The 13187-nt window shown below is 51.5% G+C and carries 11 protein-coding genes; 3 read left to right on the forward strand and 8 right to left on the reverse strand.

The window, feature by feature from the left end; genetic code table 11:
- Positions 1–436: 436 nt before the first annotated feature.
- Positions 437–862, forward strand: coding sequence for an NUDIX hydrolase (locus tag BLR64_RS08260; protein WP_090713671.1), 426 nt, complete (start codon positions 437–439; stop codon positions 860–862).
- 82 nt (positions 863–944) lie between these two features.
- Here BLR64_RS08260 and BLR64_RS08265 read toward each other — a convergent pair whose 3' ends face one another.
- The 5 genes from BLR64_RS08265 to citZ form a co-directional block, all read right to left on the reverse strand.
- A complete protein-coding gene (locus tag BLR64_RS08265; RefSeq protein WP_090713672.1) occupies positions 945–2963 on the reverse strand; it encodes an S-layer homology domain-containing protein in 2019 nt (672 codons plus the stop codon).
- 202 nt (positions 2964–3165) lie between these two features.
- The gene (locus tag BLR64_RS08270) at positions 3166–3591 is read right to left on the reverse strand and encodes a hypothetical protein (protein ID WP_068729675.1); all 426 of its coding nucleotides are present in this window, start codon (positions 3589–3591) and stop codon (positions 3166–3168) included.
- Between the two features lie 124 nt (positions 3592–3715).
- A complete protein-coding gene (mdh, locus tag BLR64_RS08275; RefSeq protein WP_090713673.1) occupies positions 3716–4657 on the reverse strand; it encodes a malate dehydrogenase in 942 nt (313 codons plus the stop codon).
- 108 nt (positions 4658–4765) lie between these two features.
- Positions 4766–6061 carry an NADP-dependent isocitrate dehydrogenase gene (gene icd / locus BLR64_RS08280; protein WP_090713674.1) on the reverse strand — a complete coding sequence of 432 codons (1296 nt, stop codon included), beginning with the start codon at positions 6059–6061 and terminating at the stop codon, positions 4766–4768.
- Between the two features lie 166 nt (positions 6062–6227).
- A complete protein-coding gene (citZ, locus tag BLR64_RS08285) occupies positions 6228–7340 on the reverse strand; it encodes a citrate synthase (RefSeq protein ID WP_090713675.1) in 1113 nt (370 codons plus the stop codon).
- A 400-nt stretch (positions 7341–7740) separates the two neighbouring features.
- Here citZ and ytvI point away from each other — a divergent pair, with 400 nt between their 5' ends.
- The gene (gene ytvI, locus BLR64_RS08290; protein ID WP_090713676.1) at positions 7741–8856 is read left to right on the forward strand and encodes a sporulation integral membrane protein YtvI; all 1116 of its coding nucleotides are present in this window, start codon (positions 7741–7743) and stop codon (positions 8854–8856) included.
- A gap of 1216 nt (positions 8857–10072) precedes the next feature.
- On the opposite strand, the gene BLR64_RS08295 is transcribed toward ytvI, so the two are convergent.
- The 3 genes from BLR64_RS08295 to BLR64_RS08305 are packed head-to-tail and all read right to left on the reverse strand — an operon-like array spanning position 10073 to position 12241.
- Complete coding sequence (locus tag BLR64_RS08295; RefSeq protein ID WP_068729664.1) at positions 10073–10471, reverse strand: FxsA family protein; 399 nt, start codon at positions 10469–10471, stop codon at positions 10073–10075.
- The gene (locus BLR64_RS08300) at positions 10471–11001 is read right to left on the reverse strand and encodes an acyl-CoA thioesterase (protein ID WP_090713677.1); all 531 of its coding nucleotides are present in this window, start codon (positions 10999–11001) and stop codon (positions 10471–10473) included. The genes BLR64_RS08295 and BLR64_RS08300 overlap by 1 nt, the downstream gene beginning before the upstream one ends.
- 58 nt (positions 11002–11059) lie before the next feature.
- On the reverse strand, positions 11060–12241 hold the full coding sequence (locus BLR64_RS08305) for an MFS transporter (protein ID WP_090713678.1): 1182 nt from the start codon (positions 12239–12241) through the stop codon (positions 11060–11062).
- A 102-nt stretch (positions 12242–12343) separates the two neighbouring features.
- Between BLR64_RS08305 and BLR64_RS08310 the strand changes: the two genes are divergently transcribed.
- Positions 12344–13141, forward strand: a complete 798-nt coding sequence (locus BLR64_RS08310; protein WP_090713679.1) for a G1 family glutamic endopeptidase — start codon at positions 12344–12346, stop codon at positions 13139–13141.
- The last annotated feature ends 46 nt before the right edge of the window (positions 13142–13187 follow it).

Genomic DNA, 13187 nt, shown 5'->3' on the forward strand with positions numbered 1-13187 from the left:
GTTCACTGCATTATCTTTCAAACCATGCCGTTCCCTCTACGCCGGAGGGTTCTTCGCTGTTGTACCAAGTTCTTTACAGCTTCCATGGCCTTCGTCCAGTTTAGCGAGACTCGGCTCCCTCTTTTCCCCTTTGCAGGGCCTTTTTGACGACGCGGCAGGATTCACTTGATGTTGCGGCCTGGGTTGTTGCTCGCCCGGTCTCTGACCGGTACTTTTGTCGATGCGCTTTTACACACAGATTTCGCCATGCGCAAGCATCCTAGCTACAAGAGTGGCTTGGCCCCTCTCTTGGTTGGACTTGCACCAACTAGATAATGCGTGCCTCTGGGCACGCCCAAACAAAAAATTTAGTCCTTGCCTGCCCGATCTGCGGATATAATGAATCAGGGTGATAAGGGGCTGACGTAGGAACAGTGTAAAAGGAGGCGCAAGAGTCATGACCAGAAATTCACGGGGCATTATCGTAGCTGTCAAGGGTGTCGTTATGCATCAGGGAACAATCCTGATTGTCCAGCGTGCTGCGGCTGATGTGATCGGAGCGGGAAGCTGGGAATGCCCGGGAGGCAAAATTGAATTTGGAGAAGGGCTTGAGGCTGCGCTGGAGCGTGAGATCGCCGAGGAGACAGGGCTTAAAGTCACGGTCGGGGAGGTTTTGTATGCTGCCTCTTTTCTGACCGACCCCGGCAGACAGGTTGTGATTATCACTTACCTCTGCAGGAGCGGAGAAAATGCCGTCCAGCTCTCTGAGGAGCATGCTGCCTATAAATGGTGTACCCGGACCGAGCTTCAGGAGCTGCTGCCTGCGGGAATTTTGGCTGAATTTGAACGGAGCGGTGTGTTCACAATGGCTGAGCTGATATAAACGAGTTGTTTCTATATGTCAAAAAGACCGCCCTTCTAGAAGCAGCGGTCTTCTTGGTCTTGTTCTGCAGCTTTAGTTCCAGTTACGGCTTCTTTTTCAACTGCTCGACGGCAGATTTTAAAGCAATAATTTTGGCGGCAGCTGCTTCATCAAGCAGCTTCTTTTGCGCTTCTGTCAGACCTGAATAACGCTTATAAGCCCAGTTCACAGCCTGCTCATTATTCAGGGTAACGGCGCTCACTGCAGGCAGCTGGTTGATTAAATAAGCCACTGTATCTGCAGCCTGCTGATCAGTAACAATTGCCGGAGACTCATAATATCCTTTTACATTGAAATCCTTGTCATAAAAAACAATCATATAATTTTCGCGGAAGTCAGAAGCTATATTGGCATGCACAGCAGATCTGGCGAGACTCTCAAGCGGTACGCTGTACATAACATCCGTGAGCCTGTTTAACAGCTGTATTTTGGAGGATACATCTTTGACAGTGAACGATTTGGCTCCTTCAGATATGTAATCAAAGTAAGTGTTTGAAGTAAAAGTATAATATTTCAGCTCTGGATGTGCGGCGGCAAAGCCTGCATTTATGTCGATCCGGTCTGTAATAGCATTGCTTTTGAATTCACGGGTGATTGTCACTCCCTCATTAAACCGGGTGACAGGCTCATTTAGGGTTACCTGTGCCTCGTCCAAATCCAGCTTGATTACTTGATAGCCCAGAGGCTTGCTATTAATATCATACAAAATAATAGTCATGTAATCCCGGCTATGCTCCAGCTGTACGGGAAACGAATACCTTTGCGATGATGGCGGCAGCATCAGAATATTAGGATTAGTCAAATCGGGAGCCGGTTCAGCACCCTTGCTGAAATAGTAACCGGGACGGTGAGCTGCAGCGGCAATATCTGACGGCAGACCCTCAAGGCTAAGCTGAGCAGAGCCGGCATTTGTATATCTGTATTCTTCTCCTTGTGTTATAACAATACCGCTAAGGAGCGGGAGACCTGCAGAATGGGATACTCCGTTTATTACAATCGAATTCTTCTGGCTGCCTTTTACCTCCAAGGGCTTCACGGTAAAAGACGAGCCCTTACCTCCATCATTCACTGTTACTGACTGCACTGTACCCGGGCCCGTAAATACCGAAGCCGCATCCAGTATCACACGGGCTATAACTGTACCTTCGCCAAGCTCCACCTTGAAAGCCGCCGCACCTGGATTCACATTGAGTAAGCTTACTGAACTCTTTTGCAGCTTAAGTGCAGTTTCAGCCCCCTGAACAATGAGCTTTCCTTCTACGGCTACATTATTGAGCGTAATTTCACCTTTCCCAGTGCTGCTGTCAAGCAGCAGGTCACCTTTTACAATCATGTTCTTCAAAATAACATCGGGAGCAGAGACTGTAACATTCCTGAATGTCTTAATTTCAGATGGGCTGCAGCCCCCGACTTCTCCTGGGCCAGTTACTGTCAAATCTCCAATTCCACAAGATACTGTATTGAAAATATCCAGAAGTGTTATCGACTCTGCTCTGGTCATAGGCTGATTCGGCCTGAAGCTGCCGTCAGGATAACCCTTCATCGCATCGATATTCACCATTGCGGCAACCTTAAGCTTACTCCAGTCGGCGATCTCGTTGTAGTCTGTAAAAACAGATAGCACTTCAGCCGAAGAAGGATCCTCCAATAACAAAAGCCTGCTGATAATAACAGCTGCCTCCTGACGGGTAATCAGCCCGTTTGGACGTACCTTTCCTTCATATCCCTCGATATAACCTGCTGACATCGCCTTTGAAAATTCAGCATATGCCCAGCTCGACTCCGGCAGGTCACTGAATTCTGCCGGTTTCCCCGCCGTAATGCCCCACATCCGATTAGTCAGCGCAACAAATTCCGCTCGTGTAATAGCCTCATCCGGCCTCACTGAACCATCTCCTAAGCCCTTCAGATAGCCTTGCTGCAACCACTTTTCAATCTGCTTCTGTGCCCAGTGTCCTTCATAATCATTGCTCTGCGCAGCTGAAACAGACCCTGCTCCCCATACAATACCTAGAACAAGACACAGGCTTAAACCTAAGCTCATTGCTCTTTTGAAATTCATTATATCCCCCCCATAAAAATACCAAGCCTGATCTGCGGCCTGACAAACCGCTTCCAGCCAGAGTTATTTTAAACCATTAAATGGAATATGGATATGACTTCTTTGGCTAAAGTCCTGTATTCATCACTATAGGGTGCAGTCTATATATGCACGCAAAATTGCCCCGGCAGCCGCAGCCGCCGGGGCAATCCCGGTTCATCTGTTAAATAATCCGTCGGTATACCATGAAGAAGATCATGGCGATCAGGACAACCATGAGCAGCAGGCTCAACGTCCGCAGCTTGGCTGTGTAGGATGATACATCACGGTTCTCGCGGATTCCGGCAGCCGCCAGACGCAATGGCTTACCCATGATTCCTCCGAGCGCAAACATGGCCAAAAGCAGCAGAACCACTACAACCATCCAGGCCACCGAGTAATCGTCCTGGCTCATCATGTAACCGCCTGTCAGCAGCTGAATGACCAGCCCGTACTGGGCGAAACGGTTGAAGCCGGTAATTGCGCTGAGCGTGCCTTCTTTGGCCGGAGCCGATAGCTTCTGTGCCCCACTCAGAATAAACGGCAGTACCAGATAGAAGCCAAGCGCCAGGGTCCCGATCATATGTAAGAAATACAGAAAACGGTCCATCCCTTACCTCCTCTGAAAGTTGCTGTGATATAAGTTACATTTTAATTATAACTTACTCTGCCGCATAAGAAAAGAAAGCCCATTCTTAGTATAAGATCAAACGGGTCTTGCCGGGTTACAAGGGTCAGACATTGACTGCAGATGTGACGGCCCGTACGGAATCAGCTGACTTGTCCAGTGCCGCCTGCTCTTCTGCTGTGAGCTCCAGCTCATAAATCTTCTCAATGCCGTTTGCGCCCAGCAGCACAGGTACTCCCATGAACAGGCTGTCATAGCCGTATTCACCTTCAAGCAGGGCGATAACCGGTATAATCCGTTTCTTATCCTTGAGGATCGCTTCAGTCATCTGTACCAGGGAAGCTGCCGGAGCATAGTAGGCGCTGCCGTTCCCGAGCAGGCTGACGATCTCTCCGCCGCCTACCCGGGTACGCTGCACGATCTCGGCAATGCGCTCCTCCGGAATCAGCTTGTCCACCGGAATGCCGCCCACACTGGAATAACGTACAAGCGGAACCATATCGTCTCCGTGTCCGCCGAGGACGAAGCCGCGCACATCCTCTACGGAAACGTTAAGCTCCTGGGCGATAAAGGTGCAATAGCGGGCAGTATCCAGTACCCCGGATTGTCCGATCACACGGTTTTTCGGGAATTCCAGGGCGTTATAAGCCACATAGGTCATCGCATCAACCGGATTGCTAAGGATAATGACAATGGACTCAGGAGCGACACGTTTGACGTTCTCGCATACGGACTTCACAATCGAAGCATTGGTATTCACCAGATCATCGCGGCTCATTCCCGGCTTGCGGGCAATACCGGCAGTAATAATAACGATATCTGAATCGGCCGCGTCTTCGAAATCGGAGGTTCCGGTGATCTGGCTGTCAAATTTCTGGACCGGACCCGCTTCCAGCATGTCCAGCGCCTTCCCTTTGGTCGGGTTCTCCAGCTGCGGGATATCCAGCAGAACGACATTGCCGAGCTCCTTTTGGGCAAGCATTAACGCCGTAGTCGCTCCGGTAAATCCGGCACCCACGACCGTGATTTTATAACGTTTGATAGCCAATGGTAGACCTCCTGAATTTTATATTAATTTTTATTTATAGCCCTTCTCGCACAAAACGGGCCTCGGAAGCATGCAGCTTCCTCCGGCCCGAGCACTTCATCTTACAGCTTACAGATTTTTGATAATTTCGTCAGCAAAGGCGGAGCATTTCAGCTCTGTTGCGCCTTCCATTTGACGGGCAAAGTCATACGTTACCGTCTTGTTATTGATCGCGGTGCTCATGCCCTTGTAGATCAGATCCGCCGCTTCCTGCCAGCCGAGATGCTCAAGCAGCATAACACCGGAAAGGATAACGGAACCCGGATTAACAACGTCCTTGTCAGCGTACTTAGGCGCCGTGCCGTGGGTTGCTTCAAAGATCGCATGTCCGGTCACATAGTTAATGTTGGCTCCCGGCGCGATGCCGATACCGCCGATCTGTGCGGCCAGCGCATCAGACAGGTAGTCCCCGTTCAGATTCAGTGTAGCGATCACATCGAAGTCTGTCGGGCGTGTCAGCACCTGCTGCAGCGCGATGTCTGCAATAGCGTCCTTGATGATGATTTTGCCGGCAGCGACCGCTTCGTTCTGTGCTGCATTCGCCGCTGCTTCGCCATCCTTTTCTTTAATCAGATCGTACTGGTTCCAGGTGAATACTTTGTCGCCGAACTCCTGCTCAGCCACTTCGTAGCCCCAGTTCTTAAACGCGCCTTCTGTAAATTTCATGATGTTGCCCTTATGCACCAGGGTAACGCTCTTGCGCCCGTGTTTGATTGCATATTCAACTGCAGAGCGCACCAGGCGCTTAGAACCCTCGGAGGATACCGGCTTGATACCGATACCGGAGGTTTCCGGGAAGCGGATTTTGTTAACGCCCATTTCCTTCTGAAGGAATTCGATCACTTTCTTCACTTCTTCAGAGCCCTCTTTATACTCGATGCCGGCATAAATATCCTCTGTGTTCTCACGGAAAATAACCATATCCACAAGCTCCGGATGCTTCACCGGTGAAGGCACACCGTCAAAATAACGTACAGGACGCAGACACACATACAGGTCCAGCTCCTGGCGCAGCGCCACGTTCAGGGAACGGATACCGCCACCGATTGGCGTTGTCAGCGGTCCCTTGATCGCTACGATATACTCACGGATTGCTTCCAGCGTATCATTCGGCAGCCATTCACCATATGTATTGAAGGCCTTCTCGCCGGCAAATACTTCGTACCAGGCAAGCTTTTTCTCCCCGCCGTACGCTTTCTCAACAGCAGCATCCAGCACCCGTTTGGAAGCTTTCCAAATATCGCGTCCTGTGCCGTCGCCTTCGATAAACGGAATAATCGGATTAGCAGGAACCACCAGCTTGCCATCTTCAATCGTAATTTGTTCGCCTTCAGTCGGCAGATCATATTTCTCCAGTTTCAACATGTGTGGGGATTCCTCCTAAAAAAGTATAGTAGCGGCAGACGCCTTCCATAAAACCTTCGCCCGCCAAGAGACAGGGCGCTTCAGAATACGTCTGCCGGGTTCACCGTTACAGCAAAGTACTAGCTCTAATTCTACTAAGGGGCGCTGCAGCCTGCAAGTCCCCTTCTTATCTCTCGTCTACAGGTACATATTTCTGTTCAAGCATTCCCGTATATTCTGCACGCGGACGGATAATGCGGTTGTCCTCGTACTGCTCCAGAATATGTGCAGTCCAGCCTGAAGTGCGGCTGATCGCAAAGATCGGGGTGAACAGCTCGCGCTCAATGCCCAGCTGCGTATATACAGAGGCCGAGTAGAAGTCAACGTTCGGCTTCAGACCTTTTTGCCCGGTGATCAGCTCTTCAATCTTCACGGACATATCATAGAGTGTAGTATCATTCTTCATGGTTCCAAGCTCCTGGGACATCCTCATCAGGTGCTTGGCGCGCGGATCGCCGTTCTTGTAAACGCGGTGTCCGAAGCCCATAATCTTCTCACGCCGCTCAAGCTTGCCGTTGATATACGGCTCCACAGCATCCAGACTGCCGATTTCCTCCAGCATCTTCATGACCGCCTCATTCGCGCCGCCGTGCAGCGGGCCTTTCAGTGCCCCGATGGCCGAGGTTACACCGGAATAAATATCGGAAAGTGTAGCCACAGTCACCCGGCTGGCAAAGGTGGACGCATTCAGCTCATGGTCGGCATGCAGCACAAGCGCCGCATCCAGTGCTTTGACGGACACAATATCAGGCTGTCTGCCCCAGAGCATATACAGGAAATTCTCGGCGATCGTAACGCCTTCTTTGGGGGCTACCGGCTCGAGGCCCTTGCGGATGCGTGCCAGCGCTGCTACAAGGGTAGGGATCTGCGCCTGCAGCTTCACTGCTTTTATCTCATTGGCTTCACGGCTCATATCATCGGCGGCTTCATCGTACAGCGCGAGGCTGGATACGGCGGTACGCAGCGCGGCCATCGTGTTCGTGTCCTTGGGATAAAGCTTCATCTGGGCAATGACCTCATCCGGAACCTGCGCAAAGGCGCTGAGGTCACGCTGCAGAGCCTGCAGCTCCGGAGTTGTCGGCAGATTGCCGAACCACAGCAAATAAGCAGTCTCTTCAAATGTCGCGTTTGCCGCCAGATCATCAATATCGTATCCGCGGTAAGTGAGTACGCCATCCACAATCGAGCTGATCGAGGAGGTCGTGGCGACGATGCCTTCCAGGCCTTTAGTAGCTGTCATAGTATATCTCTCCTTTGCCAACGAGGGTGTACAAGCCGTTCCTGACATCATGAAAACATTTACAATTTGAAAGATAAAAATCATGAAAAAATAGGCGGTAATACCCCTTCCGGGGATTGCAACTAACTTTCGAAACAGAAGCTTTAATTATCATACCGGATTTTGACGGTTATGTGAACAACGTGGAAGCTTTGTGTGGCATCAAATGATTTTATCGGAGGGATAGAAAAAAACATTCCGCTTCATTGTTTCATGATTGCGCTTTCAGTGTATATGTAATGTCCTGTTTTCAAGGTTCTGTCTCATTTCACCGTAATTCATAGTCTGCGAATCTGTCAGCTGAATATACATTAGACGAGCTGGTATTCAGCCGGAAATGAGTCCGACGGGAGGTTTGGCAATGGATTCGCCTTTAGTCAAAAAAGTGCTGCGCGGCCTGTGGGTCGTATTAGCCGGTGCAGGCCTGCTGCTGGCCGTATATATACTGCTGCCTCTAATCTATCCGCTGCTGCTCGCCTGGCTGCTGGCCTATCTCATTCATCCGCTGGTGCTGATTCTCAAGGGCCTCAAGCTGCCTGGCTGGCTGGCTGTGGTGGTGTCATTGCTCTTTTATATAGGGGGAACGGCACTGGTATTGACAGCACTGATTACCCGTCTTGTCAAAGAGCTTATCGTGCTGCTCCAGACCTTCGACCTCCATACGGATGAATGGCGTGAACTGCTGCTCTCACTCAGCCGCAATGCCAGCATTCAAAATATTATTAACCAGATTAACCAGTTTTACCACGATAACCCCGGTTACCACGATACTATTGACAGTAATATTAGCCGGACTACGGAAACCGTCGGCCAGTTTATTACGGAGCTGATAACCGGATTTTTCAATATGATTCTAAAGCTGGTGTCGGCGCTGCCGAGCCTCGGCTCGATTCTGATTGTCATTGTGCTGGCCGCCTTTTTCCTCAGTACCGGCTGGGAGCGCCATAACGCCAGGCTGACCGGGCTGCTGCCCGCCCCCCTGCTCCGCCCGGTGACTAACATTTGGAATGATCTGCGCAAAGCGCTGGTCGGCTATTTACGGGCCCAGGCAGTGCTTATATCCGTCACCGCATTCATTGTCATCATCGGCCTCCTGCTGCTTGGCGTCAATTCTGCCTTTGTAATCGGACTCACCATCGGCCTGATCGATACCATCCCTTACCTCGGTGTAGGCATCATCATGCTTCCCTGGGCGCTGTACTCCTATATGACAGGCAATCTGGCGTTCGCAATCGGCCTGCTGGTGCTATACGGCATTATCCTCATCACCCGGCAGGTGCTGGAGCCGAAGGTGCTGGCCAGCAGCATCGGCGTAGACCCGCTCTCCATGCTGATTGGCGTGTTCGCCGGACTCCAGCTGTTCGGCATGCTCGGCATCCTGATCGGCCCGGTCGTGCTGGTCGTACTTGGCGCTTTCAGCCGCGCCGGCGTCTTCCGGGCGCTGCACAGCTACATCATGAGCGGCAAATTGCATTAGCCGCCTGTGGTGCGAGGTAGATGCGGCGGCGGTGGTTCCGCTGGAAGGCCACGCGGGGGCCGGATCAGAGGCATTTTTGACTCTGATTTGGCCGTTCCGGCTGCCTGCGACCAGAGCAGAGGCATTTTTGACTCTCATGGGCTCGTTCCGGCTGCCTGCGGTCAGATCAGAGGCATTTTTGACTCTCACTGGCTCGTTCCGGCTGCCTGCGGCCAGAGCAGAGTCATTTTTGACTCTGATTTGGCTTGGTGTTTGGGCCTTACGGACACAGATGACCTTATTTTCGTCATAATCGGGTTTTGAGCAAGCTAACGGACTCCAGAGCCTTTATTTGCAGATATTTGAAGCAAAAACAGCAATTTCAGAGGTAATAAGGCCTCTACGGTCCGTTAGCTTTGCAGAGTGCCTCATACACATCAAATAAGGTCGCCTCGGTCCGTTAGCCCGCTGCCTGATTACTTTTTCAACAGCAGTAACCACCGGTCATTTGCATACACTATTAATCCATCAGTCACACATTTGTTTAGCCTGCGTTTTGCGGTACTTTTCAGGTTTATCCGGTGCTATAATCGTATTGTGCTACTTAGGATTGGTCGTGCTATTCAGTATTGCTGGGTGCTCTTCACATTGGCCTAGTACTTTTTAGAATTGTCTGGGTACTCTACAGGATTGTCTGGCGCTCTTTAGCATTAACCCCGGTACTATTCAGGTCTATCCGGGCGCTCTTTAGATTAACCCCGGTACTATTCAGGATTGTCCGGATGCTATACAGGATTGTCCGTGCTCTTCAGTATGCTTCGGTACGTCCGGTATTGGAGAAACGTCCATTGTTCAGGTGTTGTTCAGGTGTTGTTCAGGTGTTGTTCAGGTGTTGTTCAGGTGTTGTTCAGGTGTTGTTCAGGTGTTGTTCAGGTGTTGTTCAGGTGTTGTTCAGATATTCTTGAGATAACACTTAGCTTTGCCACACTGTCCACCAATGACCTTGTTTACTCCACCCCGAGCATGTATCTGTGTCCTCCGGAACAGAAATGGCTAACAGTGTTTTCGCACTCACCCGCTCCTCGCACCAGCACCACCCTTTCCCCCCCTAAAAACAAAAGCGCCCCCGCCGCATATTGCGGACAAAGACGCTGCAACAAACCTGAACAAATTTGAACTAGTTTAAACCAGGTTCAACTAGCCATGCTATCTATCCATACCAAACGGCAGCTTCGCCTTACCTCCGGTAAAAAGTGAAGGTGCCGTTTTTCATCTTTTTCTCAATCCATTTCAGCAGAAAAACCCGGTAAAGCGGCCGGGTCAGCGGAAACACCAGTGAAAAACCGATTATATCCGTAACGAAGCCGGGCAGGATCAGCATCAGGCCGCCGAAAAAGATACAAAGTCCGTCCAGCATAGTCCGTCCAGGCACCTTGCCTTCCTGCATTTGCACCTTGCTGTCCTGCAGCACCTTTTTGCCTTCAAATTGCATCATCAAAAAGCCGATTACCGATGTAACGACCATGATGAGCAGTGTTTTGGGCGCACCGATAAAACCCGCCACATAAATAAACCCGAATAATTCCACGGCCGGGATTACAAACATAGCAGCCCACAGCCATTTGCTTCTAATCATTATGTTCCTCCTTCTTCCCTCAGCGCCCCGGTAATGGCATTGTACAGCTCGGGCAGCGCCCGGTCCAGCCTTACCGGCTTCCAGTCCTTGTTCAGCCAGATATGAGAGGTTGAACCGCTGACGAGAAGCTCGCCCGCAAGCGGCGCATCCGCCGGACCAGACGCAGCACCGGATCCGGAACTGTAGCCGGCACCGCTGCCAGTGACGTCCGCCAGCCGGCGGATTTCATATTCGTATACCACCCTCAGAGGCGAAAAGACGCTGAGCCGCGCATACACGGCGATAAGATCATCATAGCGCGCCGGACTTTTAAATTGCAAATCTGCCGCAGTCACGGGAAGCATTACGCCCATTTCCTCAAGCGAGCGGTAGGCAAAGCCAAGCCCGCGGAACATTTCAGTCCGCCCGCTCTCAAACCAGCTCAGATAGTTGGCATGGTATACCACGCCCATCTGGTCCGTCTCCTGATATCTTACGCGGAATGCGGTGCTGTACCAGCGGCTGGCCGGCACCGGCTCACGTGATTTCATAATAAATCGCCCCTTTCAGTTGTCAATGGCAGACACAGCTGCAGCCTGAAACCTGAACTCACAGGCTCAGGCCGTTCGAAGACACCGGCAGCTGCACCTTGCGGCGCGAGCTTCTGGCCACATAGAGCAGCAGCAGCGATCCGACAGCAGCACTCAGCATACAGGCCAGATTCATCAGCCCGACACCCCCTTCACTAAGCAGCAGGCCGTTCAGCAGATTGCCGAGAATTCCCGCAAACCCGGAGAAGACAATGTTAAAGACGCTTTGGCCGGTCGCCTGAATTTCTGACGATGTAATCTGGGATACATATTCAACCGCAGCAATATAGAAAAGTCCAAAGGAAAGGCCATGCAGAACCTGCACTCCGACCATGACCGAAGGATACGGAAAAGCCACCTGGATGCCCCAGCGCAGCACATAAATAAGCGCTCCGATCAGCAGCGTGCGTTCACGCCCCAGCTTGCGGATAACCTTTGAGGCATAGAGCATGGAAGGCACATTGGTAAAAGAAGCGATAAACAGGGCAATTCCGGCGTAGCTCGCCGAACCCCCCACCGACTGAAAAGCCACTACAAAATAAGTGCCGAATGCAGTCATCGTCTGGTTCACCAGAAAGCATCCGCCGAGAAAAGCGAGAAAAATCCGGTTGCTGAGCAGCTGCTTCACACCCTGTGAAAAGGATTGGCTCATCATATGGTTTTCTTCCGCCTGTCTCGGCAGTGTCAGAGCAAATATTACGGCTACCGAGCTCAGAAGCAGAAAGGGCAGCCAGATGGTAGATACCGAAAACAGCTCAATGTACTGCCCGCCCGCATAGGCCCCTACGGCCGCCCCTATGCTCATCATCATCCGGATGCTGCCGTAGGATGACCCGGCCTTGTTCGCCGCTGCAATGGCGTAAGAATCGGCGATAGGCGCCTGTGTAGCCGAGAAGATGGTAGACACCGTGTAGATCAGCAGCATAACGATGAAATAGTCGAACCGGTAAAAGCCTGCCAGCACTGCAGGTACGGCCACACTCAGAATCAGCACAAGACGCGCCTGGTTGTACCTGTCAGCAATCAGGCCCCACACCGGTTGAATACAAATGGCTATCAGCGTACCGGCCGCCATCATCATACCGATCTGGCTGACAGCCATGCCGTTATTCTTCAGCAGCAGGGTCAGATAGGAGCCGAAGGAGCCCCCCGCCAATCCCAAAAAAAGATAGAAGCCGCGCAGCTTCATTAGTTTATCCATAGGTGCTAGTAGTCCTCTCCATTCCTTTTTAACAGATAACCCATACTTTACGAGACTCCACTGCATTAGATAGAGCAGAACCTTATAAAAGGCGGTGGACAAGTGAGCACAGTTCATAGATTTCAGCGCAGCCGGCCCTGTCTAGCTGACAAATCCAATACAGGCCGGACCCGGAATACCGGCTTCGGCTGGACGTCAAGCAACTGGAGCGGATATGCCATTACCGGCAAGAAAGGCGCCTTCCGGCGGATCTCGGCCGAGTGGACAGTCCCCTACGTAAAACCTACGGCTAAGCCTACTTATTCTTCGGCCTGGATCGGAATCGACGGCTTCAAAAACAGCAGTCTGATTCAGACCGGCACCGGCCACGAATCCATGAACGGAACCGTTCATTATTATGCCTGGTGGGAGATTCTCCCCGATGCTGAGACCGTCATTCCGCTTCCCGTGTCCCCGGGAGATCTGATCCGGGCAAGCATCGTAAAGCTCGGCCCCCGCAAATGGTGCATCCGGCTGTGCAATCTGAGCAAGCGCTGGACCTTTCGGACGGTCCAGCGCTACAATGGACCGCAATCCTCTGCCGAGTGGATCATGGAGGCACCTCAGGTCGGGGGAACCGTCGCCGATCTTGCCCGTACCTCATCTGTGCGGTTCCGCTGCTGTAGGGTCAACGGGATTAGCCCCAGGCTTAAGCCGGCAAACGGCGGCATCATGATCCAGAACAAGGTTACAGTCGCCATACCTTCGAGTCCCAATGTCAAGGGCGATGCATTTACAGTAAAACGTCTATATCCTAAAGGTCTGTCACAAGCTTACCTGAAAAGACCTGTTTTTATCCGCACCAAAGCAACAAGCGCTCTCAAAAAACCCTCAATCAAATATAATCATTCAAAGCCGTGATATCAAGCAAAAAAGCAATGGCGGATTACACCATTGCTTTTTTGCT

Origin of the sequence: Paenibacillus typhae, assembly GCF_900099765.1 — a bacterium.
GTDB lineage: Bacteria > Bacillota > Bacilli > Paenibacillales > Paenibacillaceae > Paenibacillus_AQ > Paenibacillus_AQ typhae.

What these genes read in the sequence shown, in the direction of transcription:
- BLR64_RS08260 (WP_090713671.1), top strand. Translation starts at nt 437, where the DNA reads ATGACCAGAAATTCACGGGGCATTATCGTAGCTGTCAAGGGTGTCGTT.
- BLR64_RS08295 (WP_068729664.1), bottom strand. Translation starts at nt 10,471, where the DNA reads ATGATTAGAAGCAAATGGCTGTGGGCTGCTATGTTTGTAATCCCGGCC.
- BLR64_RS08305 (WP_090713678.1), bottom strand. Translation starts at nt 12,241, where the DNA reads ATGGATAAACTAATGAAGCTGCGCGGCTTCTATCTTTTTTTGGGATTG.
- ytvI (WP_090713676.1), top strand. Translation starts at nt 7,741, where the DNA reads ATGGATTCGCCTTTAGTCAAAAAAGTGCTGCGCGGCCTGTGGGTCGTA.
- citZ (WP_090713675.1), bottom strand. Translation starts at nt 7,340, where the DNA reads ATGACAGCTACTAAAGGCCTGGAAGGCATCGTCGCCACGACCTCCTCG.
- BLR64_RS08265 (WP_090713672.1), bottom strand. Translation starts at nt 2,963, where the DNA reads ATGAATTTCAAAAGAGCAATGAGCTTAGGTTTAAGCCTGTGTCTTGTT.
- BLR64_RS08300 (WP_090713677.1), bottom strand. Translation starts at nt 11,001, where the DNA reads ATGAAATCACGTGAGCCGGTGCCGGCCAGCCGCTGGTACAGCACCGCA.
- icd (WP_090713674.1), bottom strand. Translation starts at nt 6,061, where the DNA reads ATGTTGAAACTGGAGAAATATGATCTGCCGACTGAAGGCGAACAAATT.
- BLR64_RS08270 (WP_068729675.1), bottom strand. Translation starts at nt 3,591, where the DNA reads ATGGACCGTTTTCTGTATTTCTTACATATGATCGGGACCCTGGCGCTT.